Source organism: Spirosoma luteum DSM 19990 (assembly GCF_000374065.1).
GTDB classification, from domain to species: Bacteria; Bacteroidota; Bacteroidia; order Cytophagales; family Spirosomataceae; genus Spirosoma; species Spirosoma luteum.
In genome coordinates this window covers 1-24667 of the sequence record NZ_KB893257.1, presented here as the reverse complement: position 1 = coordinate 24667, position 24667 = coordinate 1, and the positions used below count along the sequence as shown (strand labels likewise).

The following is a 24667-nucleotide window of genomic DNA, read 5'->3' as shown; positions in this document are numbered from 1 at the left end:
TAAACCTATTTCTATGAATTGCTTCGTTGGCGTTGACGTCGGTACGACCAACGTAAAAGCCCTGGCTATGCCGCCCGATCTGAACCAGATTCTGGCGCACGCATCGGCTCCCGTTACCACGCTTCATCCTGAACCAGGCTACGCCGAACAGGACCCGGCCAAAATCTGGTCGGCCTTTGTGCAGGTCATTTCCGAAATCAGCCAGGAAGTAGCCAAAGGTGGTCATGCGATTACGCACGTTACGTTTTGTACGGCCATGCACAGTTTGTTACCGATGGATGCCGACGGAACGCCACTGGGCAATGCTATTCTGTGGTCCGACAACCGGGCCGAATCACAGGCCAGTGCTTTACGGGTTACGCAGACCAAACTGGGCAAAGCCATTTATCAGGAAACAGGCACGCCCATTCACCCCATGATTCCTCTGTGCAAACTGGCCTGGCTACGCGAACACGACCCCCGTTTGCTCCACCGGACGGCCCGTTTTGGCTCCATCAAAGAGTTTTTGTGGCATAAACTAACGGGCGAATTTGAGGTGGACTTCTCCATTGCTACGGCAACGGGCCTGTTCAATGAAAAGAAGCGGCAATGGAGCCAGAAGGCGATGACCTACGCTGGGGTACGGCCCGATCAGTTATCCACTCCCGTTCCCACTACCCACCTGCGAACGTACCAGCCCCGTCCCGAAACAGACAAGACTGAATTGCCTGTGGGTGTTTCATTGCTGATTGGTGCGTCAGACGGTTGTCTAGCTAACTTGGGTGCGGGAGCCATCAAAAAAGGGACGGCCACACTGACCATTGGAACGAGCGGAGCCATTCGTCAGACGGTGCGCAAACCCCTGCGGGATGCCAAAGGCCGGTTGTTCTGTTATTTTCTGGATGAAGGCTACTACGCTGTGGGCGGGCCAACCAACAACGGAGGCAACGTGCTGGAGTGGGTAGCCGAAAAACTCACGCTGCTGGATACCGTAACCGTACTCGAAGAAGCGGCTAAAATAGACCCCGGTTCAGATGGGTTATTATTCCTGCCCTATCTGCAGGGTGAGCGGGCACCGTTGTGGGATGCTTCGGTGCGGGGAGCTTATCTGCATGTGGACTGGCAACATACGCGGGCACATTTTATCCGGTCTGCCCTGGAAGGCGTTCTATTTAATTTACTGAGCATCAACGAGCTATTAAAAGACTACACCGGCCCCGCGCGGGTCATTCATGCTAACGGTGGCTTCGCTCAATCGACACTGTGGGTGCAGATGCTGGCCGATATGTCCGGCGTGCCAGTTCGGCTAAACACCAGCAACGAAAGCGGATCGATGGGGGCTATTCTACTGACTATGAAGGCTATCGGCCTGGTGAAAACACTGGATGAAGCCGCCGAACGCATTGCCTTTGGCGATATCTTTCAACCTGATTTAGCCCGGTATACATTGTATCGGGCAGAATTTAAGAAGTGGCAGCAGGAAGTAGAAAAGCTGTAGAGTTATTGATTTTGGGGAATCCAGCTAATGCAGTTTGTATATTTCTTTTTGACGAACGCGTACTAGTTGGAATGTTTGAGCGCATCTCCACAGTTAGTGGCGGCTGCTTTTACAATTACCCGCTGATAGTTACTCGCCAGACTATCGGGTATCGTAAATTTTTCTGACGCACTCCTGACTATTTTTACATCTTTGGGTGTCCAGCCTGATGCCCCTGTAGTGTCTTTTAGCGCTATGATTGTCCACTCAAACAACGAAGGAGAGGTGCCAAAATCAGATGCTGTTACGATCAGGCCAGTACCGGTATAGCACCCTGAATCTAAGGTTATTTGATGAGGATACGTGCAGGCAGGAGCTTCCTCTTGTTTACACGCCAGCAAAGTAATTATCAGACACAAAATAAAGCAGATGGATGTGGTGAAATTCATCATATCGTGAGTCTTTTTACCTATTGGATTCCCTTGCAACCAGAAGGGTTGAAAAATTCTTCTTCACCCGTATCATTAGGGTCTCGCCAAAGTCATACCAAATAGCAGGCTTTCATCGGTATTTGTCCCGAAGTGTATATCTTTCTCGAAACGCAGGCCCAGCTTTTCGAGCAAGCGAATCGAATTTGCGTTAGTTGGTTTGGTAATGCCTGTAATACGCGTAAATTCCAGCACATCCCGCCCGTACTCAATCAATGCCGAGGCCGATTCATAGCCATACCCCAGCCCGGCATAGTCCGGTAGAAAGGCAAAACCAATATCAATATCGGGCAGAAACGCTCGTCGGTGTAGTCCACACATGCCAATAGGGGCATTATTACTTTTTAGCCGGACGGCGTAGGGGCCGAACCCATACTGCCTGTAACTGCTTATTGGATTGTTCCGGATATACTGATGAGCATCTTCCAGCGTTCGTACGCCCCGGTCGCCGATGAATTCGAGCCAGGCAGGCATGTTCAACAGCGCCAGCATGAAAGGCGCATCATCGACCGTAAATTCATCGATGAGCAGGCGGTCGGTTTCGAGCATGGTTTGCAACGGCTTAAAACGCCACGGCTTTCAATCGCAGTCCCGTATCTTCCGGCAGTCCAAAAACCAGATTCATGTTCTGTACGGCGTGGCCCGATGCACCTTTGGTCAGGTTGTCGATTACGCTGGTAATGAGTAGTTGACCGTCGTGTACTTCCAAATGCAGGAGGCATTTATTGGTGTTCACCACCTGCTTTACATCCACCGGTGCGTCGCTGACGTGCGTAAACGGATGCGTTTCATAATATGCCCGGTATAGTTGCTTTGCTTCGTCCAGCGTTCCGGCATAGGGCGTGTACACATTGGCCATGATGCCCCGCGTAAAATCACCCCGGTACGGTACAAAGTTGATAGCCGCCTTAAAATCAGGGTCGAGCTGGGTCAGGCTCTGGCGAATTTCGGCCAGATGCTGATGGGAGAACGCTTTATAAATAGATACGTTATTGTTTCGCCACGTGAAGCCAGTGGTTGGCACCAGAGCCTGACCAGCACCTGTACTACCCGTAATGGCACTGACCTGTACATCATGGGTCAGTAAGCTTGCTTTGGCCAGTGGCAGCAGGGCCAGCTGGATACTGCTGGCAAAGCAGCCGGGGTTGGCAATTCGCATGGATTCCTGAATCCGCTCCCGGTTTAGTTCGGGCAGGCCATACACGAAATCTTCGTTCTCGCTCCGAAAATCGGCACTGAGGTCAATGACGGCGATATTGTCGGATACGTCGTTTTCGGCCATGAACGTAACTGATGCCCCATGACCCGAGCAGAGAAAGATAACATCGACGGGTAAGTCATCCCCATCCAGAGTTGGTAATGTGTCTGAAAAAGTGAGGTCGGTATCGCCCAGCAAATCTGTGTGCGTGGCCCACACGGGCTTACCCGCCTGACTATTGCTGTGGACAAAAGCGACCTTTGCAAACGGGTGATTGATAAGAATACGAAGCAGCTCCCCACCGGTGTAGCCTGCTCCGCCTATGATACCCACATTTATTGTTTCCATATGTAGTGTCTAACCGCCCCGTTACCGGATTGATTCATCAACCGTCGGGTGGTGTTTGTTCAGGCTAGTGAACCAGTTCATAGCCCGCTCCAGCACCGTATCGTCAAAAGTAGAAACGTAGTCACTAACAAAACCAGGGCGGTCGATGGTTAAGTCCCGGCTCAGCAAGTGATTATGCAGAACGGTTGTTGGCTGACTGGAAATCGGAAAAAACTGAATCCCCATCCCGTTTTTCTGAAACGAAAACGTCGGGCAACCCAAGCAACACAAATGCATAGGCAGCGAATCGAGCGTAAAAGCAGCCTGCGATTGCTCACTCAAACTGGCAACATCGGAAAGATTCAGGTTTCCTACCGCTGGAACAAGACGGTCAGCCTCCGCCGGATTATCGGCCAGAACCCGTTCGTACAGGGCTGTTGTAAAGGCTTTCTGACCGCTGAATATCAGTGGACAGGACGTTTCCGCCAATAGTTGAGTAGCCAGCTTTGACCAAAATTCAATAGATAACATACGTACCTCGTTACCTGATTCCGGAAAAATCAGCACGGGTTTCTGTATCGGAACCGGACGATTTAGCTTAGCCCACAATTGAGCAAGCGTCTGCGACGGGTGAACGAAATACGGTTCAACGGTTTCCAGACTACCATTAACCCCCATTGGCTTCAGTACCGTCAGAATCAGGTCGAAGTTGTGGATTTCGCCCTCCGGGATAAAAAACTCCCTGTCGAGCAAACCCCCGAATCCCCGCGTGCCAAACCCGAATTTTTGTTTGACCTTCAGCCAGGGCAAAACGAAGTGCATGGGCGAATCCGAAAACCGAACATCAACCGAGTAGTCGTACACCGTATCCCGAAGTGCTTTTACGGCCGATCTTGAGGTTTGGAAAAACTCCTGCCACTTGCCCCATTTAGACAGATTACGTCGGTTGGTACTGACGTGATTCAGGTGAACAACCCGCCGGATGTACGGATTGTCTTTCCAGATGGGGTCACACCAGCTACCGGCCAGCACATCAATCTGGGCGTTTGGATAGCGTGCCCGGATGAGTGGAAAGGCAAAACTCAAAATCAGCGCGTCGCCCAGATGCCCGGAAGTCATAATCAGCACGGCCGGAGCATCGGTATTGACGGGGCCGTAGCTCCGCTTTTTATACGACCCACGAGCATACCCGTCCACCACCACATCGAGGAGTTGGAGGGGGTAGCCAATGCTCCGGGGAGCACAGTATTTTCGCTCCTTACCAATCACTGATCGTTGATTTTTCCGTAAATCATCACCTGGTTGGACGCTACTTTCGAGAATCCACGCACATCGTCGCCGGTCCAGGCGTTATTCATCTCACCGTACGAACCAAACTTCGCCGACATCAGGTCGTGGTCCGATTCGATGCCCAGGACCTGAAAGCGGTAAGGAGCCAGCAAGACATGTACTTTTCCGGTTACGTGCGCCTGCGTGTCGTTCAGGAAAATTTCGATGTTCCGCATCACGGGGTCCATAAACTGACCTTCGTGGAGCATAGTGCCGTACCAGTTGGCCAGTTGCTCTTTCCAGTACAACTGCCACTTGCCCAGTACGTGTTTTTCCAGCGTGTGATGCGCCTTAATCAGGATCAGCGGAGCGGGAGCTTCAAAACCAACCCGCCCTTTGATACCAATAATCGTGTCGCCCACGTGAACGTCGCGGCCAATACCGAACGGACCGGCCAGTTCGGTTAGCTTACGGATAGCATCCACCGGATTTTTGAAGTTTTCACCGGCAACGCCTTTTATTTCGCCATGCTCGAAGGTGAGGGTGATGGTTTCCGGTTCGGTTTTGGTTACCTGCGTAGGCCAGGCCGATTCGGGCAGAAACTGATCGGAGGTGAGGGTTTCCTTCCCGCCTACCGAGGTTCCCCACAGGCCTTTGTTGATGGAATAAGCTGCTTTGTGCCACTCCTGATCGACCCCCTTCGCTTTCAGGTACTCGATTTCGGCTTCGCGCGACAGGCGCAGGTCACGGATAGGGGTAATAATTTCGGCTTCGGGGGCAATGATCCGAAATGCCATATCGAAACGTACCTGATCATTACCGGCCCCGGTACTACCGTGGGCAATGGCCGTTGCACCAATCTCCCGGGCGTACTCTGCGGCCGCAATGGCCTGGAAAATTCGCTCCGCACTGACCGAAAGCGGATAGGTGTTGTTTTTCAGGACGTTACCGAATACCAGAAACTTCAGACATTGCTGGTAATAATCATCCGTTTTAGAGATGGTTATGTGCGATTTTACCCCTAGTGAATACGCCCGTTCCTCGATGGCGTTGAGTTCGTCATCGGAGAAACCGCCTGTATCGACCAGTACCGAGTACACCTCCATGCCCCGGTCTTCATTTAAATATTTAACGCAGAAGGAGGTATCGAGACCCCCGCTAAAGGCAAGTACTACTTTTTGAGACATCAGCGAATAAGGACAAGCAAGTCGTACAACCCGTTGTCCAGCTAGTTTTGAGGGGGCAAATATCGGGATTTTGGGGTAAACTTGGGCTAACAAACTTGTCCGGCCTTATTTACTTACCGATACAGAACTTACTGAAAATTGACTCCAGGATATCATCTGTTACGATAGTGCCGGTCAATTCACCCAAATGCTGCAACGCTACCCGTAGGTCCATCGCCAGCCAGTCGGGGGTGACGCCCGAATCCAGGCCGTTGATGGCACGAGCCAGGGCTTCGTCGGTACCGGTCAGGTGGTTGTAGTGGCGGGCGTTGGTTACTACGGCACTTCCCGTTTGCACGGCCGAATCGGTACGAACGCGGGACGAAAGGGCTGCTTTCAGTTCGTCCAGATGGGTTTGTCTGGCCGCCGAAATCCAGACGACTTTTTCACCCAGTGTTTCTTCCAATTCCTGACGGGTACTGTCATTAATGGCATCCAGCTTATTTCCCACCAGCAGGTATGGCTTGCCGGATGCCCTAACCACATCCACAGCTTGCGCCAGTTCGTCGGGCCGAACGTTCTTCCCATCGAACAGATACACGACCAGCGAGGCATCGCGCATTTTCTGTTGCGTGCGTTCAATGCCAATCGCTTCAATCTGGTCGGTGGCCTCCCGGAGTCCGGCGGTATCAATGAGCCGGAATCGAATCCCATCTATGAACAGTTCATCTTCAATCACATCGCGGGTAGTACCGGGAATATCGGATACAATAGCCTTTTCTTCATTTAGGAGCGCATTCAGCAGGGTCGATTTACCGGCGTTGGGTTTACCGATGATGACCGTTGGCACCCCGTTTTTAATGGCATTTCCAGTCGAAAAGGAGTCGATGAGCGGATGCAGTACCCGCCGAATGTCGAGCATTAGTTGCCGGAGCCGGTCGCGGTGGGCGAACTCCACGTCTTCCTCCCCGAAATCCAGTTCCAGTTCCACCAATGCCACAAAATCAATGAGCTGCTGGCGAAGCTCTTTTAATTGCCGGGAGAAACCACCCCGCAACTGGGTTAGGGCCGCCCGGTGACTGGCATCCGAATCCGACGCAATCAGGTCGGCCACGGCTTCGGCCTGCACCAAATCGAACTGACCGTTCAGGAAAGCCCGCTGCGTGAACTCGCCCGGCAGTGCCAGCCGCACCCCTTCCTGCATCAGTCGACGCAAAATTTGCTGGATAATAAACTCCGACCCGTGGCAGGAAATCTCAACCACGTCTTCTTTAGTAAACGACTTCGGTGCCCGAAAAACCGTAACCAGCACTTCGTCGATAATGCTGCCATCCTCATTGCGAAGGGTACCAAAATGAGCCGTGTGACTATCCTGACGGGTAAGATCTTTACCCCTGAAAAAACGCTGTGTCCGGTCAATAGCACCGTCGCCCGATACGCGGATAACGGCAATGGCTCCAATGCCGGGTGCCGTAGCTAAAGCGGCAATGGGTTCTGAATGAGACAAGGTATTCGGTTTATGGTTTAAGGTTTATGGTTTATGGTATTCGGTTGGCTGACGCATTACACTCACGCGTCAGCCAACCGAATACCGTAAACCATAAACCTTAAACAAGATTCGGAAAAATAGGTAGTCGGCTGATTAGCCCGGCCAGCCGCTTTTCGACCGGTACTTTGGGGATGCCCAGCCAGTCGGCGTGTTCGTCGCCGAGGAAGAAACGCATTTCACCAGCCGCGAGGTTCCGGGCCGTTTCGGGTAGTGCAATTCCACGTTCAGTCTGAACGGCCACCTCACCGATGGCATTCAATAAGGACCGCGTTAATCCAACGCCCGCTTCGGAAGCGGCAAACTGACGCCGGGCAATGGCTCGATTCAGGGTGTAGGCTTCCCGCATATTTTGGGGGAGTAAGGCATCGACCACCCCATTCAGCGAGTTGATTACGCCCGTAAGATGCAAATAATCCTCTTCCTCCTGCCCGGTCATGGAAACATCCAATTTCCGAAGACCCAACAAAACAATGTAAGAAAAAGCAATGTTCGTTCCCGCCATATCTTCCTGATTGACGGGGTGCCCCCAGGCGTTGTTCCACTTGCCCGAATGCAACGAAAACCAACGCGCACCAGCGTGAATTAACCTGATTTTCAGCGTTCGCGCTATAGCGGTGCCAGTGCGCCACTCTTTGGGATTATGAACGGCAAATACCCACTCTCCCGTTTCCTGTAACCGGCGGGCGGTGTCGTTTTTGATTCGCTCGGTTATCCAGAGAACCTGCGCTCCGTTGGCGCCCAGATACGTGTACGGCAGAGAGAACAAACCCAGCGTCAGGCCAATTTTCTGGGCGTTTTTCTTAAAAAACGCCATACCCCGCTGCATCTTGTCCAAATCGGCCCAAGTGGGCAGACCAGCGTATTGACCGAAAAAATTCTGCACGGCCGGGTGCTGTTCAGCGGTCTGAAAATCTGCCGTATCGGCTAGCCAGCGCATCAGCAACCGCAGCCCGGCCGGACCATTGGCGGCAGTGACCGCCGTAACTACGGCATCGGCGGGTGCATCGCCCTGCTGGCGAAATGATTCCAGGAGGGTATCCGAAAACAGACGGGTGGGTTTTACTAAGGCTGGCATCGAACGGTTGAAGTTGTACCTGATAACGATGCGTGGAAACGATTGGTTTAATTGCTAATCAGCCCTTACAGCCGAATTTGCAGGCCATCGTAGCCCAGCCGGATGTGGGCCGGTAATTCTTTTTCAACATCGCGGTGCAGGCCGAGCTTATGGCTGATGTGAATGAAGTACGTTTGGCGGGCACCAACGCGATTGGCGAGTAAAATTGCCTGGTCGAGGGTGAAATGGGATGGATGTTCATTCCGTTGCAGCGCATCCAGCACCAGCACTTCCGTACCTTTTACTTTTTCCAGTTCCTGGTCCGAAATGTAATTAAGGTCGGTCAGGTACGTAAAATCACCTATCCGATAGCCATAAACGGGAAGTTTGTGGTGCATGGCTTCAATGGGCACAACCCGAACGCCCAGCACATCCACTGGTTCGTTATTGATTTCGTGTACCTGGACGTGGGGGATGCCCGGATACTTGTGGTCGGCAAAAATATAGGCAAATTCACGTTTCAGCTGCGCCAGCACCGTTGGCCGCCCGTACACGGGCATATCCCTCCCCGACAGGAAATTATAGGCTCTCACCTCATCAAGCCCTGCCGTGTGGTCTTTGTGTTCGTGGGTGAAAAGGACGGCATCCAGTTGCCGAAGGTTGAGCCGGAGTACCTGCTGCCGAAAGTCGGGGCCGGTATCGATGATGAAACTCCTGCCATCTACTGCAATATGGGCCGACGTGCGAAGCCGCTTGTCCCGAAAATCAACGGATTGACATACCTCGCAGGTACACCCAATCAGCGGCACTCCCGACGATGTACCCGTACCCAGCAGGGTGATAAGCATAAAGGAGTTAGTCGTGAGGAGCAGGGAGTGAGTAGTAGCTGACGCGTCACTTATGGGCGTGTCAGCTACTACTCACTCCCTGCTCCTGGTACTTTAGTTATCAGTCAACTGGTTAACGACTTCAACCAGGCGGTCAAAATTGAGCGGCTTTACCAGAACATCGTTAAAACCGGCGGTTTTAAACTCTTCTTCGGTATAGTTTTTGGCGTTGCCGGTAATGGCAACAATAGGTACGTTGGCTTTTTCAACGTCGGACAAAGCCCGGACCCGCCGAACGCACTCCATACCGTCCATCAGAGGCATGTTGATATCTAACAGTAGAATGCTAAAGTCTTCTTTTTCAAGAATTTGCAATACTTGCTCACCGTTTTTAACGGCTGTGATATCGTAGTTCTGAAACTCAAGAATTTTGCGGGCCAGATTCTGGATAACAGAGCTATCTTCGGCAATCAGGACTCGTTTGAAAGATGTCATATAACTAGTGGTATCGGTTTCGGTTTAAGGTGGTGAAATTATACAGTTAAATCGGCAAACGCAAAAGGGCTTTCCTGTTCCCTTGCCGGTATAATCTCTTTTCCAGTCAGGTAGTGGACTGTGTCATGAGAATGATACAATAAGAAGACCAAAAAATTCAGTTGATGCCTCTTATTCAGCCAACTCTTTTTTCATAACGATAAACTCCAGCGGCTGTTTTGGCAGACCGAAACGGGGATCGTCGGGAAACGGCTTTTTTTCTCCGGTGGCCCTGAACCCACGTCGTTCGTACCATGCAATCAGTTCGTGCCGGGCCGTAATAACGGTAATCGTAATGGTCTGGCATTGTTGCTCCAGTGCCAGTTTTTCGGCGGCTGCCATTAGTTTTTTACCAATGCCTGCGGTTTGCGCTTCGGGCCATACGGTCAGCATACCCAGGTACAACTCCGTTCCTTTCTTTTCCAGCGCTACACAGCCCACTAACCGATCCGCATCTTCATATGTCAAAATCGTTTCGGCAGGATTTTGCAGCATGGCCTTCAGGCCGGTCTCATCGATCCGGATACCGTCCAGCAAATCGGCTTCAGTAGTCCAGCCTTTTCGGGAGCCTTCGCCCCGGTAAGCTCCGTTTACCAGGGCACTTAACGCCGAAATATCCGCCTGAACGGCTGGAGTAATACGTTCACTCACGCAATTAGGAATTAATGTTATCCGGATTTGACAACCGGTCTTTCGTGTGTCAAAAATAGAGGTTACGCGGCTGAATTGCCGTTATTTTTCGTAAAAACACAAAGCCTGACAATCGAAATTGTCAGGCTTTCAGAAGAGGTAGTGAGTAAGGTTTGTCAGGATTGCTCACCGTAATGTTTCATCTGCTCGGTTTGCGCGTATGCTTCCTTCATAGGCGGTCCCAACTGGGGTTCTTCTCCCTGAGGTTTAATTTTTATTTCGTGAAACTCCGACCGTCCATCCATAGACGGTCCCTGCGTCCAGCGTCTTTCTGTTCCTGCCGAACGCTCCTCATCAATACAGGTGTTGAAAAACGCATAACTGTATTGGCCAAGTTCTTTGTCCTGCGGAAAACTGTTAGGGATGGGGTGAACTTTTCGGATGTCTCCCTGCCCCAACTCTTCCAGTACAGCCAGCCATTGCTCCTGGTGCATGGTATCACGGGCAATTAAAAAAGACAGCATATCTTTCATACCCGCATCATCGGTCAGTGAATACAAACGGGTAGCCAACACCCGACCCGTCGATTCAGCCATGACATTGGCGTACATATCAGCGGCAATATTACCCGACCCAACTACCCATGACCCGTTAAAAGGGACACCACTGGCGTCAACAGCCATGGCTCCCAGGCCCGACGATAAAAACTGCCGGGGGTTCATACCACCCATAATCGCATTTACAATTGGGTTTTTCCCAACCAGGTCATCAACCAAATCGTTTGACGCCCCCTCCAGGTTTAACGCAACAGCTGTGGCAAGCATTTCAATATGCCCCATTTCTTCGGTGCCTGTATTTAGCAGCATATCGCGATACTTGACCGGCCCTCTGGAATTCCAGGCCTGAAACAGGTATTGCAGACAAACCCGAATTTCGCCTTCAATTCCGCCAATGGCCTGTTGTAAGGCTGTAGCAAACTGTGGATTCGGCTTGTCCACTCTTACTTTGTACTGTAAGTTCTTGTCGTGATAAAACATAATGGTAATAGTTTGATAAAATTATTTTGTTCAATTAATCAACTACACCAATAGATTATGTACGTATTTATTCTGAGAATAGTGAGGATTTGGCTTTTTCAGATTAACATCACTACACCTGCTGACGCCCGCAAGAGGTTCAGTGTATACCTTAAAGCTTGTTACCTGGGTACTTCCCGTAAATCCAGTTGCTGAATGAGGGCTGGGTTCTCGGGTGTGAGGGTAAAAAACACGTCTATGCTGGCTTTCTCCCCTTCCATCAAAAAATGACCCCGTAACTGATTTTCCGGAATGAGTTCGCCGACTTTCTGGATAGCACCGGCTTTAGCGTACAAATCCAGAACCGCTTTCCGGCGAAAATCGAGCGATTTATCGGGGAAGAAATTCTCCGCGAAAATACCGCTTTGCTCCGCGTTTTTCCAGTCGGGCAGTAGTTTCAAAAGTTCGACTTTTCGCTGGGCCAGTATGGATGATACCGGCAACGTGCGGGGTTGTAGTTTCCCAATAGCCACCAGCGTATCGAGTACGGCGGTATTCACCGACCCCAGCCCGGCGTAGGTCAGATTGGCATAAGCGATGACGCCTATGCCGTATTCGGGCAGAAAACGCCACTGACTCCCGAAGCCGGGTAGACCGCCACTATGCCCCACGCCAACGATTCCTTCACAGTTCTGACTCCAGCCCAGTCCGTAGCCGTAACCACTGGCTACTGGACAAGTCTGCCCGGCCGAGTTTTTCACCTGCGTAAAAAGCCCCGAAAATGTCCAGGGGTGCGCCATTTCCCGAATAGAACTCCGTTTGATGGGTAACATATCCGCGTCATCACGCGGTGGCCAGGCCGCTTCGTGCACCGCGACATACTTACTAAAATCCTCGATGGATGTAATCAGTCCGCCCATGGCCCCGTACGAACCATCATGCAACAGCGGTTCCTCCACCCACTTGTCATCCAGCCAACGGTAACCTAAGGCCAGTTTCTCCGCCGGTACCTGCGTATACTCCCACTTCGTGTCGTTCATGCCCAGCGGTTTCAGGATGGTTTCGGTGATGTACTGCTGGTACGGTTTGCCGGATACTACCGTAATTATATGACCTAGCATAGCAAAGGCCAGGTTACTATACTCATAGGCGAACGAAGGAACATTGGCATTCGAGATTCCTCCCTTGATAAGGTTGATTAAATCCGTATCCGAATCGGCCAATTGGCGGTCACCCCAGGGGTTATCTTCGGGAAAACCAGCGGAGTGCGTCATCAGATTACGCACGGTAATCCGGGGTGCATCGGCCGTAAGGTATTTGTGCGCTTTCAGCTCGGGGATGTAGGTTTCGGCGGGGTCATCGAGCCGGAGTTTGCCCGCATCCCGAAGTTTCAGAATCGCCATCGCCGTGATGCTTTTGCTCATTGATGCGATCCGGAACATAGATTTTGGGGTGGCTGGTATCTTTTGGGCCACATTGGCATACCCAAACCCGCCCGAATAAACCAGTTTACCATCCACCACGATACCAAAAGCCGTACCGGGGTAATGGTATTTTTCGGCCCGTTCCCGATACAGTTTTTCGACAACAGGAAAGGCAGCTTCCAGTTTTTTCAGCCGGTCAGCATCCGTAAAAGCGGGAGGCTGGTAATTGGTTACGTGGGGCACCGGATGGGTTGCCGATGGCTGGGCAATGGCTGCTGTTGTGAGCAGGAGAAGGATAAAGAGGTGGAAGTGTTTCATGTTTTCAGGTTGTTATTTTTCGGTTCAGGGAGTGGTTATTTAATGCATATCCAATCTTTTTTTGTCATTCCGACCGCAGGGAGAAATCTCAAGTTTTACTAATAGGTAATTTGAGATTCCTCCCTGCGGTCGGAATGACAAAAAAAGACTTACTTTATCTCCAGCACCAGCACGCCCAACGGCGGCAGCTCGACAGGTACACCGCCGTTGCCGGTCCGTTTGGTTTTCGTGCGAAAAATATCAGTGAATGAATGCGTTTTAGTAGCTGATAACTTCATTTTCTGCCACGCGTCGGCGGGAATTCGCACCGATGTCCTGACAGAGTTCTTCTTGTCAAAGTTGCAGATGATCAACAATTTTTGCTTGTTCGAATGGCGTAGATAACTGAATACCTGTTCCTGATTATAACCTTTGCTGGCTGCATTAGCCGCCTGCAAATCATAAAATCCACCCGTTCGGATGGCATCACTAGCACCAACAAGGTGATTGAGTTGGTGGTAAAATTGCCGCAATTTTTTCTGATTGTCCGTCAATTTTCCTCCATCAAACTTCCCACCGTTGGTCCAGGCCTGGTATTCCGGTACGCCCCAGTAATCAAAAATGGTGGTACGCCCATCGTCGCCCTGGAACCCCTCTTGTTTGGTAGGATTGACGCCCAGTTCCTGCCCAAAATACAGCATAACCGGCCCCGTATGCAGGGTTGCCGCCAGCGTCATAGCTGGTACCGCCACCCAGGGGTCATTGGCAAAAAACCGGGAGGCAATACGCTGCTCGTCGTGGTTTTCCAGAAAGCGCAGCATGTGTTCCGAAATATCGCCGGACTCATTTTTCCAGACGTTTGTAATATCGGCCGTTGTCCCTTTGCCTTCCATCAGCCGCCGGAGGGCATCGTACAGTCCTACCTTATCGTAGAGGTAATCGAATTTTCCGGTCTGGACGTAGGCCTTGTACTGTTTGGGATTATAAATTTCGGCAATGAACACTACCGATGGGTTGGCCGCTTTCACCTGCGGAATGGCCCAGCCCCAAAAGTCCACCGGCACCATTTCGGCCATATCGCAGCGGAAACCGTCCACCCCTTTTTTAGCCCAAAAAAGCAAAATATCCCGCATTCTACGCCAGGTAGACGGAATGGGATCGAAGTACTGCCGCCGGTTGTTCTGGTAATCGACCCCGTAGTTAAGCTTCACGGTTTCGTACCAGTCGCCAACATTGGGTTTGGCTTCGAACACATCGTTTCCAGTCGCTTTGGCAGGATTCTCGACGTACGGCTCAGCAGCCAGACCGGGCGGCAACGAAACACCATCGGGCACCTGAAACGACTCGCCCGGAAGGTAGTAAAAGTTGTTCTCGGGGCTGAAAGTTATAGTCTTATCTTCATGCTGCCCTATATCCACCACCCCGGTGGGTTTGGCATCGGACTGATACTCGCGGGCGAGGTGATTAGGAATGAAATCAATGAGTACTTTCAATCCATTGGCGTGGGTACGTTTCAGCAGGGCCTCGAACTCCTGCATCCGGTTTTTCACGTCGACCGCCAAGTCCGGGTCCACATCGTAATAATCCTTGATAGCATACGGCGACCCCGCCCGGCCCTTCACCACCATCGGATTATCTTTCCGGATGCCCTCCGCCGAGTAATCGGTCATGAGGACGTGCTCAATGATACCCGTGTACCAGACGTGCGAAACGCCGAATTTCTTTAACTCCAATAAGGCTCTGTCCGTAATATCGTTGAATTTCCCGACGCCATTCTCGTCGCGGGTGCCCCACGGCTTGTTAGTACTGTTCTGGTTACCAAACAGGCGTGTAAAAATCTGGTAGATAACGAGCTTATGCGTTCGCGTAGCGGTTGGATTCAGGAGCGAGTGGGCAGCTTTCACCACTTCGTTGCTGAGTACAGTGGCCGCAAACAGACCGGTGGAAAAGGTACGGCGGGAGAATTTACGAAAGGCAGGATTGTCGTTTGTCATAGGTTCAGTAAAAATAATCTGTAATGTACCCCTCCCCGGCAGGGAGGGACTAAAGCCATCCAGGTCAAAATCACCTCCCCGGCAGGCAGGCTGAGTTTTTACTTCATGTTCTTAATCCACTCCCGCAACAACGCCAGGCTTTCGGTATGAACCGTTTTACGACCCAGTTCGGGCATCATTTCGCCGGGGTCTGTAGACTGAAGGCGATAAACCAGAATGGATTCATCGGGTTTGCCGGGTACAACATCGAACGAATGCCCGCCCGAACCGCGTCCAGCAGCAACGGGCGTTTTCAGAACGCCCAGCGCGGTGGGGTCGGTTTCAGAAACGCTCAGGTTCAGGCCCGAGGTCATAGCGGGGCCTTTAGGATTATGGCAATGGGCGCAGTTGATGTCAAGCCAGATACGCGCCCGGTCATTGAGTGATCCCGTTTCGGGTTTGTTCCAGACGGGTGCTTTGGGACAGTTGGCCAGCGCGGGCATACCCGTCAGCATCCGCTCCTGTTTCCAGTGGGTCAGCTGGTTTTCGGGTGTAGCTTTCGCCGTCCCGCTGTAGGCAAGGTCACCATTCAACTGCCGTACCGAGGGGCCAATGGGCATCATCACTTCGTTGCGGTTATGACACCCTTTGCACTGGTTCAGGTTTGGAATGACGTAGGCATGTTGTTTGGGAATACCCGCTTTATCGACGTACTGTACGGTTTTGGTATCACCCGCCACCTCCAGCACAGCATCAGTCTGCTCGTCGTTCCAGACGTAATCGAACGCTTTCCAGCCTGCCGCCTGATGGACCAGCAGCCGCGTTTCCATCAACCGTCGCCCTTTGGCCGGGTCGCGGAAGTCATTGGGAAAGTAAAACGTTTTGATGAGCGTAGTACCCACCGGAAACGCTAACACGGCCGTGTCATTGTAGGCAACGGCTTGCCCATCGGGCAGTTTAACAAAGCGAAGTTTTTCGGCATAGTCCGAAAACAGGGGCGTGTTCAGCGCGTAGGGTACCACCCCGGCTGCGGGTTTCTGCTGAGCGGGGTTGCCAGCAAAAAAACCGTAATCAGACAGTTTATCAGGCACGGCATCCGTCCGCCAACTGGTCAGCGTGAGCCAGAGGACAGCGGCTAGCAACCCATAAAAAACAGCCTTGCGCATACCTATCTTACCGGCCATTGCCGAGGGTTGTTTTTACGGGTTCTAACTGACAATCGAAAGGAGCCGCATCGCGGGAAACGTGCTGAAAACCCTGTGCGGCATCGAGGTTGGCAATGCTTTGATTTTCATTGTTGCGGATGCAAATACGTTTATCGGCGGGCATGTTTCCATTCTTATCCAGTGTGGCCGGATCGGCAATACCGTCGTACAGAATGTGCGGAATATCCTGATCGAACTTCAGCACCGAGTGAAACATTTTCCCAAAACGCCCCCGCGTGGTGGGTGGACCGGATTTACGCTCGTACACGTTGTCGTGAATAGAAATACCCGTCGAAAAAGGATAGTAGCCCTTGTCGGTGATAGGACGTTCGGTGAGCAGGTAGCTGATGATGCCTGTCCCCACACTCTGATTGTTGATAAACCGGTTATCGAACACCTCTACGTTGCTGGCCGCCAGGATAAGCAGGCCGGTCCCGTCCGATACCCCTGCCACGATGTTGCCCTCCGGCGCAAAGTTGGGCAGGTTATTGTCATGCACATAGTTGTTGTACACCCGTACATTGCCGCCCTGCTTCTGCACCAAGTCGGGTAAGTCGAATACCAGAATGCCCCCTGTATTCTCGTAGGCTTCGTTGTCGAACACCTCCGCGTTGCGAGAATTTTCAATCTCGATACCCGCCACGTTGTGATAGGCTTTGCTGTTTTTAACGACAATCCCCCGCGACTGCCCTACGTAAATACCCGCGTCGGAGGCTCCAATAGCAATGCAGTTGTCAATAACAACGTTGTCGCACTGGACAGGATATAACCCATAACCCCCATTTGCGGCCTTTGGCGGCCCGGTCCATTCAACTTTTACGTTTCGGAACGTAATACCTTTTACGTTCATCGTCTTAATACCGTCTCCTTTGCTATCCTGAATGGTGAGATTCTCGATAACGATATTTTCGGCATCGGATACCCGTAGTCCTTCGGCCCCGTCGGTCTGTCCCTTAAAACTCAGAATCGTTTTGTCGACGCCTTTTCCCCGGATGGTGATCTTCTTTTTATCCTGCAAAGACAAGCTCCCGGAAAATGTGAAGGTACCCGCGTCAAGCTCGACGACACCGCCATCATCAACCATAATAAGCTGGGTTTGATAGCGTTTCTGCACGTCAGTTTGCGCCCGTCCGATACTGGCAAACAGGCAGGCAACTAGTAATAGGGCGTACTGCTTCATCGGTCGGCGGTAGGAGAAGATGATTGGATAAAGAGCAATCAAGGTACGAAATTTTGGCGTTCTTACCATAAAAACGCTTTCAACACCCGTGCGGGTGACAAGCGTAATGAGTGGCACGGACCGGCTCCCACCAACAGGCGATTCCTACGATAGTCGACGGATATCACCGTTGAATTTATTGTCCGTTTTTGGCTATTCTCACCCGAACAAGGTGCTTGTTTTACCAGTTACGTTCAAAAGCAATACATCCTGCCTGTGTCTATCCCCCCTCCTGTCCATACTACCTCGCTACCCAGTAAATGGATGGTGCTGGCTACGGTCATGTTCGGCACCTTCATGTCTACTCTCGACAGTAGTATCGTCAATATTGCCCTGCCTACCATCCGGCGCGAACTGAATGCCGGCGACCGGGTAGAATGGGTTGTGCTCTGTTACCTCCTCACCACCACCAGTACGCTCCTTATCATGGGAAAACTATCGGACTGGGTGGGTCGCCGACGGCTCTACATCACGGGTTTTGGGGTGTTTGTGGTGGGTTCGCTACTGTGTGGACTAGCCTGGAGTCTTTGGTCGCTGGTTGCGTTTCGGGTTGTTCAGGGACTAGGGGCTTCCATGATTTTTGCCATTGGCCCGGCAATAATCAGTGATGCATTTGCTCCGAATGAGCGGGGCAAAGCCCTGGGGTTGATGGGTACGGTAGTAGCCGCCGGAGCCAGCACCGGCCCCGTTGTGGGGGGATTATTATTAGGAAAGTTTGGCTGGACGAGCATTTTTTTTGTCAATGTACCCATCGGATTACTGGCCATCTGGCGGGCGTGGCTCGTACTGCCCAAAAGCATCAGGGTAGACCAAAAACGCTTCGACCTGCTGGGAGCCGGCTTGTTTTTGTTCGGCGTAGTCTCGCTTCTGACAGGGCTGGATTTTGGGTCTGAGCCCCGCTACGGCTGGGACAGCGGGCTTGTCATCAGCCTGTTATCCATCGGAGCCTTATTGCTGCTGTTCTTTTTTATTTGGGAGAAGCGCGTTCGGGAGCCGATGCTTCAGTTGAGTTTGTTTCGGGTCAAGCCCTACACCTCGGCCATTCTGGCGTCTTTTTGCGGATTCATTGCGTCGGGAGCCAACCTGTTTGTAATTCCTTTTTTCCTCCAGCAATTACTGGGTCTACCGCCTGAGCGGGCGGGGTTAGTGCTGCTGGCCGGGCCACTTACCCTAAGCGTGATTGCTCCGCTGGGCGGATACCTGTCCGATAAAATCAGGACCCGCTGGCTATCCACCACCGGCCTGCTGATTACGGCCTGTGGCTACTTCGCCTTTTCGTTTCTGGATAGTACCTGGGACTGGAAAGAGGTTGTCTGGCGGAGTGCGCTGGTCAGTTTGGGATTCGGCCTGTTTCAATCGCCTAACAGCAGTACGGCCCTCAACGCGGCCCCGTTGGCGCAACGCGGTATTGCCAGCAGTATCATTGCCTTCATGCGAAATCTGGGCCTGGTGATGGGTATTGCGCTGGCTGCGGCCGTCTGGTACAGTACCCGGAACCGGTACGCGCTGGCTAACGGCGTAACGCCCGAATCAGAACCGGCCCAATTACTCGGTATGCACTACGCGTACCTGGTTATGGCTGGTCTGGTGCTTATTGGAGCAGTCATCTCGTTTACGCGGTCTTCTGTCAGCCCGCAGCCGGTAACGGAGCCTGTTCATGGGTCGAAATCAACCCTATCGACCAAGCCATTGGACTGATTGACAGGTCTGTAAACGAGTAACGGTTACTTGAACTTATAGACTCTGTACCAACGCCAATACTAATCGGGCCGAGTTGCGGGCGGCTGTCTGGTAAAACGACAACATATCATGTCGGGCATTGGCATCGGCCCGGTCACTCAGGCTTCGAATAACGAGGTGGGGTACCTGCATCTGGTAGCAGACCTGCGCTACTGCCGCTCCTTCCATTTCGGTGGCGTCGGCCTTAAATGTTTTCCGTAACTCCGCAACTTTTTGGGCCGATGAGATAAACTGGTCACCTGTAACTACAATACCCGTCAGCACAGACGGCGGACGCGACGTGCCAGGAACGGGATCAAATGCAACAGAGTGAGCTACGGCCTGGGCTCTAACCAGCATAACGGAGTCGGCGTTGAAGAAGGCCGGATTCTTTTCACCCGTTACCGCGTTGCGCGTTTGAATTGATGGCTGCTGCTCAAAGGTGATGTACTGGTAGTCATGGTGAACCGTTTGGCGGGCTATAACAATGTCTCCCGGCTGAAGGTCGGGATTGGTGCCCCCCGCAATACCGGTAAATAACACCTGCCGGGGGTGAAAATGAGTGAGTAGTATGGCAGTGGTCATGGCCGCGTTTACTTTGCCAATACCGGTTTCGGCAACAACCACGCGCTGGTTACCAACGAGTCCGGTCGTAAACGAAATGCCGTCAATTAACACTGTTTTTGAGTCCTTTAGTGATTGTTTCACCAGCGTAACCTCCGCCCCAAACGCACCCAGCAGGCCCGTAACAGGTTCGGGAGTATACACCTGCGCAGTGGATGTATGGGCAATGAGTAGCAGTATCAGGAGGTATTTCATGGAGTCGGTTAGCAAATGAACCACCAAATTAGTCAAAAATCCTGCATCGCTGGTTCTTAGCGACTTGCTGCCTGTAAGGCTTTATTTAATTGGTCATAGTCTTGTCCATCCACGAAAGCAGCCACTTTCCCCAGTCGATCAATAACGATAAAACTGGGGCTTCTAGTTACCTGAAATTTTTGGTTAAAGGTGTAGGAGTTGGGAATCGGAACAAACGGCAGTGTTTGCGTAGCCATCACGCTGGCTATAGCCTCTGCGGAATCCTGTAGAATACCCAATGAAATGATATCCGCTTTTGACGGATAAGACGCCAGAATATCAGCCAATGGTTTTGCTTGATTGGGTCCCCAGAAGGGTTTACGTAAACTGATCCAAAAGCCAAGTACCAGAACATGGCCTTTTAACTCCGTCAGCCGATACACCTTATTATCGATGCCTTTCATCACAAATTCGGGCATTGGTTCACCTACTTTGGGCCTCAGTGATGTATCGTAATCCCTGACGCTGTGCGTTTCGCGCTCTTCTTGCGTCATGGGACGAAGGGTGTAGGCACTCTCCTTCCCATACTCATCAATAATAGCCTCCAGGTGGTAGCCATCCCGGTCCTTGTTCAACAAATCCTGATACTCTTTGTACGAAACTGGTTTTCCGGTTTTCTTATCAACAATTTTCGTATTCTCGTCAATCTGCCGTTCCTGCCGGATACTTGCCGAACGGGTAACTGTCTGGGCTAAAGCGGATGGTTGTATCAGGAAGGGTATTGCCGTAGCTAAAATCAAAAACAGGAACGCACGCATGTTTTTTTGCTGTCTGGTGTGTGTATAAAATTGAGGTCAATCAACCGCTCAAGATACATGCTGATGGCTGAATATATTAGGTAATGATATACCAATTTACACTAAGACCGAACTTGGCTTAAGAGTTCAGTTATTTGCCCGTTAACTTCTAGGTGATTAATATCTCCGAATGTTCCTAAATAGATAAGGTCGGGGTCAATATCGCCAGTTGTACTATTAATGCGAAAAGCAGTAACGTACATGTTTTCATCTTGAGCAATTCTAAATTCCCTTTCCTCCCCATTTGGCCCACCCCCAACCTTAATTGCAAATCCTTTCATTTTCGTTCAGATTTAGTGTAAAATACTACTTGTAATATTTGCAATACTCATTTATTGAGTATATATTTACACCATAATCACAAGTACTTACGGTTATGGTTCCCGAATTTAAGAGTATTGCCGACCTTCTCCAAGCGTTCCCCGATGAAGCATCCTGCTTGGCTCACTTAGAGTCTATTCGCTGGAACGGAACTGTAGTTTCCCCCTTTGACGCTGAATCAAAAGTGTACCAGTGTGCCAGCAAGCCTGGAACACCTAACCGCTACAAGTGCAAAAATTCGGGCCTGTACTTCAACGTCAAAACCGGAACCATCTTTGAGGATACCAAAATCCCTTTGCAGAAGTGGTTTATGGCTCTGTACATCCTTTCTTCTCACAAAAAGGGTGTTTCTTCCCATCAGTTAGCCAAAGATATTGACGTGACCCAAAAATCAGCGTGGTTCGTTCTTCACCGTCTACGCTATGCGTTTGACCATCCCAACTATAAAGCCGCAATGGAAGGTACGGTTGAAGTTGATGAAACTTACATCGGTGGCAAGGAAAAGAACAAACATGCTGATAAGAAAACAGAAGGTACACAGGGACGTTCGACCAAAACTAAGAAGCCTGTATTCGGCATGGTCGAACGGGGTGGTAATGTCACAGCGCAAGTAGTTGAAGACACCAACAGTAAGACCGTTCAGAAGCTAATTGCTGAACAGGTAGTGGCGGGTAGTATTGTAATGACCGACGAATACAAGTCGTATAAGGGGCTTAATAAAGTGTATTCGCACGAAGTAGTACAACACAGCGCCAAACAGTTTGTCAATGGTATGGCTCACACAAACACGATGGAAGGCTTTTGGAGCCTGTTAAAGCGGGGTATTGATGGAATCTATCACCACGTTAGTTTCAAGCACTTACAACGCTATTGTGATGAATTTGTACTACGCTACAATTCCCGCCAACAGGGAACGAGCCAACGCTTCTACTTCGTGCTTGCCAATACAGAAGGTCGTTTAACTTACAAAGCCTTAATCGCAAAAAAATAGTTGTTCAAAAGTGAACAATATAGTTAAATACGCGTAAATTACGCCCATATTCAACAGTAAAAACTGAACAATATGGCTGATGGCTCTTTAAATGACATATATGAGTGGTTAGCTCGTACCGATGGGCCAACCCTGTATGATTTAGTCGAGACAAAGAAAAACGAACTTGGTATTTCATCTGACCTGCTTTCTAGGATTGTTGGCATTAATCGGATAACACTAGACCGCTTACTAAAAGGAGACACCCAAAAAGCTGACTTATTTTCCCTGCTCAAACTAGACGAGTTCTTGCAAGTTGGCATTGAACAGATTGTAGGGGTATACATGGCTTCCCTGTCACCTGAATCGGCAAAGGAGTTGCAACAGGCAAAAGCCGCAAGCTATATTATCCAATACTTTGATTTACAGGGCCTAAAAAAAGCGGGTGTTATTGACACTGTCTCGGATTTTGAGCAAATTGAGACTCAAATAACTCACTTCTTTAAATTGGAGAGTATTTTCGAGTACGACCGGGAAATTGGGGATGTGTTGTTTAGCCGCACCAAAGCAAAGTCAAATGATAAAATGCGTGACTTTTGGGTACGCTCGGCAATCCATCAATTCAAACACTACAACAACCCTAATGAATATGATAGGGATGCGCTGATGAAGCTAATCCCCAAAATCAGGCCCTATACCCGGTACGAAGAAAGGGGTTTGTTCACAGTTATTCAGGCATTGTATAATGTTGGGGTAACGGTAATTATTCAATCCTATCTATCTAAAACGCAAGTGCGGGGTGGAACCTTTGCCATCAATGGGAAACCGTGTATTGTCGTTACTGACTTCAATAAATCTTACGCTACGCTTTGGTTTGCGCTCATGCACGAACTGTTCCATGTGTGCTATGATTTTGAAGACCTGAAAAACGGGCTGGTTTATCACCTAACAGGAGAAAGCGACATCTTTTTGTTTCGCGAAGATGATGCTGATTACTTTGCTCGTGAAATCCTTTTCCGTCAAGAGACGCTTGATTACATAAAGCATAGTATTACCAGTCCTGCCATTGTATCCGCTTACGCCGAAAAGTACCGCGTACACCCATCTATCATTTACTCGTTTTACTGCTATCACGAAGACAAGCAGAATAAGCGCAATTACTACAGCCAATACCAACAGTACTTTGGCAAGCCGGATAAAGCCCTAAAAATGGCCCGAACAAACCCTTGGGATAAAGACACAATCTTGGATGAAATTGAAGCCTTCAAAAAGAAAGTAGAATCAAAGGTTAGTGAACAACCACAATATGGAGAATAACGACAAAGACCCCAAGCAGAATAAGCGCAATACTGCCAGACAAGGGAAGACACAACAGGAGATTTACGATGAAATCAAGCGTATGTCTGAACAGGCCGACAGGAAAGGTCCCGGCAAACAAGGTAAACTGTTTGACGATGAGGACTTAGGAGATGAAGACATTGGCTATGATGACTCAATGATTAACGATATTGCCAATCCTGACTTATCCCATGACCTGTACTATGCGCTTTGGAATTTTATGAAGTTGAAATTACCAAAGGGAAAAGAGAATGAACCAGGGAGACGCTTTATCTATGATGAAGTCAACCTGTTCCTGAATAGGGGCAAACACGTTAATTCTAAGGGTGTGCGTGGAAGCGATAGTCGTCAAGCCTTAATTTCACCACACTTGCAACCTGCGTTTGCTACAGTGATTGAATGGATGAAACGGGGTGCCATTCCATTTGATTTGTACACTGCATTCAGAACCAAGAATGAAGACTTAGGGTACCACAAGGAAAAGCAGGAAAAGCCAATTGATGTTGATTACACCGACGTTACTTTTGACGATCAACTGAAAGGGTTGCTTAGTGTACCACCACCACGCAAAGACAAGGAATAATCTTCTGCATGCACAAATAAAATGCAAGAGATTGTACAAGGGAGAAAATACACTTGTGAAAATAGGATAATTAACTATCTTTGCTTTCGTAGGTTTCACAAACAGGGAGAATGGAGATTGAGTTTTTTAAAGCCAGCGAATTGGACAGCAATATCAAGGCAACTATACATGCCAACGGTAAACTTGGATTCAATCGCAACGCAGAAAAAAGGCTGAATTTAGAACAGGTAAAAACTGTCAAGATTGGCAAGGCGAAGGACTACGAAAAAGATAAAATGCTTTTTCTGGTTACTACGGATGAGATAGACCCGGATGGATTTACTGTTATGAAATCAGGGGCATATTATTACGCCAATACCCGAAGCCTATTCGACCTGTTAGGAGAAGACTATGAGAACGTTAAGGTAATCTTTGATTTAATAGAGATGGACGTTAACGGACAAAAGATT

At 50.3% G+C, this 24667-nt stretch carries 24 protein-coding genes; 6 read left to right on the top strand and 18 right to left on the bottom strand.

Translation table 11 applies throughout. The annotated features are described in order from the left end of the window. Nucleotides 1-13: 13 nt before the first annotated feature. Complete coding sequence (locus B156_RS0113090; protein ID WP_018620176.1) at nucleotides 14-1477, top strand: gluconokinase; 1464 nt, start codon at nucleotides 14-16, stop codon at nucleotides 1475-1477. 62 nt (nucleotides 1478-1539) lie between these two features. Here the strand turns inward: B156_RS0113090 and B156_RS29160 are convergent, their stop codons facing one another. From B156_RS29160 to B156_RS0113015, 15 genes are all read right to left on the bottom strand, one after another. Then, complete coding sequence (locus B156_RS29160) at nucleotides 1540-1908, bottom strand: hypothetical protein (protein ID WP_018620175.1); 369 nt, start codon at nucleotides 1906-1908, stop codon at nucleotides 1540-1542. A 72-nt stretch (nucleotides 1909-1980) separates the two neighbouring features. Further along, nucleotides 1981-2493 (bottom strand): GNAT family N-acetyltransferase, encoded by a 513-nt coding sequence (locus B156_RS0113080; RefSeq protein WP_018620174.1) that lies wholly within the window; start codon nucleotides 2491-2493, stop codon nucleotides 1981-1983. Between the two features lie 13 nt (nucleotides 2494-2506). Continuing rightward, entirely contained in the window at nucleotides 2507-3490 is a 984-nt protein-coding gene (gene argC / locus B156_RS0113075; protein WP_018620173.1) for an N-acetyl-gamma-glutamyl-phosphate reductase, read from the bottom strand. Nucleotides 3491-3511: 21 nt separating this feature from the next. Next, nucleotides 3512-4738 carry a glycosyltransferase family 9 protein gene (locus tag B156_RS0113070; protein WP_018620172.1) on the bottom strand — a complete coding sequence of 409 codons (1227 nt, stop codon included), beginning with the start codon at nucleotides 4736-4738 and terminating at the stop codon, nucleotides 3512-3514. Beyond that, nucleotides 4735-5925, bottom strand: a complete 1191-nt coding sequence (gene argG, locus B156_RS0113065; RefSeq protein ID WP_018620171.1) for an argininosuccinate synthase — start codon at nucleotides 5923-5925, stop codon at nucleotides 4735-4737. Before argG ends, B156_RS0113070 begins: the two co-directional genes overlap by 4 nt. Before the next feature lie 109 nt (nucleotides 5926-6034). Next, the gene (gene mnmE, locus B156_RS0113060) at nucleotides 6035-7411 is read right to left on the bottom strand and encodes a tRNA uridine-5-carboxymethylaminomethyl(34) synthesis GTPase MnmE (protein WP_018620170.1); all 1377 of its coding nucleotides are present in this window, start codon (nucleotides 7409-7411) and stop codon (nucleotides 6035-6037) included. Nucleotides 7412-7511: 100 nt separating this feature from the next. Then, on the bottom strand, nucleotides 7512-8528 hold the full coding sequence (locus B156_RS0113055) for an oxygenase MpaB family protein (protein WP_018620169.1): 1017 nt from the start codon (nucleotides 8526-8528) through the stop codon (nucleotides 7512-7514). Between the two features lie 65 nt (nucleotides 8529-8593). Continuing rightward, complete coding sequence (locus tag B156_RS0113050; protein ID WP_018620168.1) at nucleotides 8594-9355, bottom strand: MBL fold metallo-hydrolase; 762 nt, start codon at nucleotides 9353-9355, stop codon at nucleotides 8594-8596. Between the two features lie 93 nt (nucleotides 9356-9448). Continuing rightward, nucleotides 9449-9829, bottom strand: a complete 381-nt coding sequence (locus B156_RS0113045) for a response regulator (protein ID WP_018620167.1) — start codon at nucleotides 9827-9829, stop codon at nucleotides 9449-9451. Between the two features lie 171 nt (nucleotides 9830-10000). Further along, entirely contained in the window at nucleotides 10001-10519 is a 519-nt protein-coding gene (locus B156_RS0113040) for a GNAT family N-acetyltransferase (RefSeq protein WP_018620166.1), read from the bottom strand. 155 nt (nucleotides 10520-10674) lie between these two features. Continuing rightward, the gene (locus tag B156_RS0113035) at nucleotides 10675-11535 is read right to left on the bottom strand and encodes a manganese catalase family protein (protein ID WP_018620165.1); all 861 of its coding nucleotides are present in this window, start codon (nucleotides 11533-11535) and stop codon (nucleotides 10675-10677) included. Nucleotides 11536-11696: 161 nt separating this feature from the next. After that, a complete protein-coding gene (locus tag B156_RS0113030) occupies nucleotides 11697-13256 on the bottom strand; it encodes a serine hydrolase domain-containing protein (RefSeq protein WP_018620164.1) in 1560 nt (519 codons plus the stop codon). A gap of 149 nt (nucleotides 13257-13405) precedes the next feature. After that, nucleotides 13406-15229 (bottom strand): alpha-amylase family glycosyl hydrolase, encoded by a 1824-nt coding sequence (locus B156_RS0113025; protein ID WP_018620163.1) that lies wholly within the window; start codon nucleotides 15227-15229, stop codon nucleotides 13406-13408. A gap of 98 nt (nucleotides 15230-15327) precedes the next feature. Next, on the bottom strand, nucleotides 15328-16392 hold the full coding sequence (locus B156_RS0113020; RefSeq protein WP_018620162.1) for an SO2930 family diheme c-type cytochrome: 1065 nt from the start codon (nucleotides 16390-16392) through the stop codon (nucleotides 15328-15330). Beyond that, nucleotides 16382-17593, bottom strand: coding sequence for a parallel beta-helix domain-containing protein (locus B156_RS0113015; protein WP_018620161.1), 1212 nt, complete (start codon nucleotides 17591-17593; stop codon nucleotides 16382-16384). The genes B156_RS0113020 and B156_RS0113015 overlap by 11 nt, the downstream gene beginning before the upstream one ends. 255 nt (nucleotides 17594-17848) lie before the next feature. On the opposite strand from B156_RS0113015, the gene B156_RS0113010 reads away from it, so the two are divergent. Continuing rightward, nucleotides 17849-19330, top strand: a complete 1482-nt coding sequence (locus B156_RS0113010; protein WP_245563730.1) for an MFS transporter — start codon at nucleotides 17849-17851, stop codon at nucleotides 19328-19330. Nucleotides 19331-19366: 36 nt separating this feature from the next. Here B156_RS0113010 and B156_RS0113005 read toward each other — a convergent pair whose 3' ends face one another. The 3 genes from B156_RS0113005 to B156_RS0112995 all read right to left on the bottom strand — a co-directional run bounded on the left by B156_RS0113005 (nucleotide 19367) and on the right by B156_RS0112995 (nucleotide 21287). Continuing rightward, on the bottom strand, nucleotides 19367-20170 hold the full coding sequence (locus tag B156_RS0113005; protein ID WP_018620159.1) for a 5'-methylthioadenosine/adenosylhomocysteine nucleosidase: 804 nt from the start codon (nucleotides 20168-20170) through the stop codon (nucleotides 19367-19369). 56 nt (nucleotides 20171-20226) lie between these two features. Continuing rightward, nucleotides 20227-20967 (bottom strand): TlpA family protein disulfide reductase, encoded by a 741-nt coding sequence (locus B156_RS0113000; protein WP_018620158.1) that lies wholly within the window; start codon nucleotides 20965-20967, stop codon nucleotides 20227-20229. A 101-nt stretch (nucleotides 20968-21068) separates the two neighbouring features. Continuing rightward, complete coding sequence (locus tag B156_RS0112995) at nucleotides 21069-21287, bottom strand: hypothetical protein (RefSeq protein ID WP_018619460.1); 219 nt, start codon at nucleotides 21285-21287, stop codon at nucleotides 21069-21071. 95 nt (nucleotides 21288-21382) lie between these two features. On the opposite strand from B156_RS0112995, the gene B156_RS0112990 reads away from it, so the two are divergent. From B156_RS0112990 to B156_RS0112975, 4 genes are all read left to right on the top strand, one after another. Further along, nucleotides 21383-22318 (top strand): IS1595 family transposase, encoded by a 936-nt coding sequence (locus B156_RS0112990; protein WP_018619461.1) that lies wholly within the window; start codon nucleotides 21383-21385, stop codon nucleotides 22316-22318. Between the two features lie 72 nt (nucleotides 22319-22390). Beyond that, a complete protein-coding gene (locus B156_RS0112985; RefSeq protein WP_018619462.1) occupies nucleotides 22391-23614 on the top strand; it encodes an XRE family transcriptional regulator in 1224 nt (407 codons plus the stop codon). Continuing rightward, on the top strand, nucleotides 23604-24218 hold the full coding sequence (locus B156_RS30305; RefSeq protein ID WP_018619463.1) for a hypothetical protein: 615 nt from the start codon (nucleotides 23604-23606) through the stop codon (nucleotides 24216-24218). Before B156_RS0112985 ends, B156_RS30305 begins: the two co-directional genes overlap by 11 nt. A gap of 110 nt (nucleotides 24219-24328) precedes the next feature. Continuing rightward, a partial coding sequence (locus B156_RS0112975; RefSeq protein ID WP_026260729.1) for a hypothetical protein occupies nucleotides 24329-24667 on the top strand: 339 nt, incomplete at its 3' end.

Bases quoted from the DNA above. Each gene is read 5' to 3' on its own strand.
- B156_RS0113090 (WP_018620176.1), top strand. From the start codon at position 14: ATGAATTGCTTCGTTGGCGTTGACGTCGGTACGACCAACGTAAAAGCC.
- B156_RS29160 (WP_018620175.1), bottom strand. From the start codon at position 1,908: ATGATGAATTTCACCACATCCATCTGCTTTATTTTGTGTCTGATAATT.
- B156_RS0113080 (WP_018620174.1), bottom strand. From the start codon at position 2,493: ATGCTCGAAACCGACCGCCTGCTCATCGATGAATTTACGGTCGATGAT.
- argC (WP_018620173.1), bottom strand. From the start codon at position 3,490: ATGGAAACAATAAATGTGGGTATCATAGGCGGAGCAGGCTACACCGGT.
- argG (WP_018620171.1), bottom strand. From the start codon at position 5,925: ATGTCTCAAAAAGTAGTACTTGCCTTTAGCGGGGGTCTCGATACCTCC.
- B156_RS0113055 (WP_018620169.1), bottom strand. From the start codon at position 8,528: ATGCCAGCCTTAGTAAAACCCACCCGTCTGTTTTCGGATACCCTCCTG.
- B156_RS0113050 (WP_018620168.1), bottom strand. From the start codon at position 9,355: ATGCTTATCACCCTGCTGGGTACGGGTACATCGTCGGGAGTGCCGCTG.
- B156_RS0113045 (WP_018620167.1), bottom strand. From the start codon at position 9,829: ATGACATCTTTCAAACGAGTCCTGATTGCCGAAGATAGCTCTGTTATC.
- B156_RS0113035 (WP_018620165.1), bottom strand. From the start codon at position 11,535: ATGTTTTATCACGACAAGAACTTACAGTACAAAGTAAGAGTGGACAAG.
- B156_RS0113030 (WP_018620164.1), bottom strand. From the start codon at position 13,256: ATGAAACACTTCCACCTCTTTATCCTTCTCCTGCTCACAACAGCAGCC.
- B156_RS0113025 (WP_018620163.1), bottom strand. From the start codon at position 15,229: ATGACAAACGACAATCCTGCCTTTCGTAAATTCTCCCGCCGTACCTTT.
- B156_RS0113020 (WP_018620162.1), bottom strand. From the start codon at position 16,392: ATGGCCGGTAAGATAGGTATGCGCAAGGCTGTTTTTTATGGGTTGCTA.
- B156_RS0113015 (WP_018620161.1), bottom strand. From the start codon at position 17,593: ATGAAGCAGTACGCCCTATTACTAGTTGCCTGCCTGTTTGCCAGTATC.
- B156_RS0113005 (WP_018620159.1), bottom strand. From the start codon at position 20,170: ATGAAATACCTCCTGATACTGCTACTCATTGCCCATACATCCACTGCG.
- B156_RS0113000 (WP_018620158.1), bottom strand. From the start codon at position 20,967: ATGCGTGCGTTCCTGTTTTTGATTTTAGCTACGGCAATACCCTTCCTG.
- B156_RS0112995 (WP_018619460.1), bottom strand. From the start codon at position 21,287: ATGAAAGGATTTGCAATTAAGGTTGGGGGTGGGCCAAATGGGGAGGAA.
- B156_RS0112990 (WP_018619461.1), top strand. From the start codon at position 21,383: ATGGTTCCCGAATTTAAGAGTATTGCCGACCTTCTCCAAGCGTTCCCC.
- B156_RS0112985 (WP_018619462.1), top strand. From the start codon at position 22,391: ATGGCTGATGGCTCTTTAAATGACATATATGAGTGGTTAGCTCGTACC.
- B156_RS30305 (WP_018619463.1), top strand. From the start codon at position 23,604: ATGGAGAATAACGACAAAGACCCCAAGCAGAATAAGCGCAATACTGCC.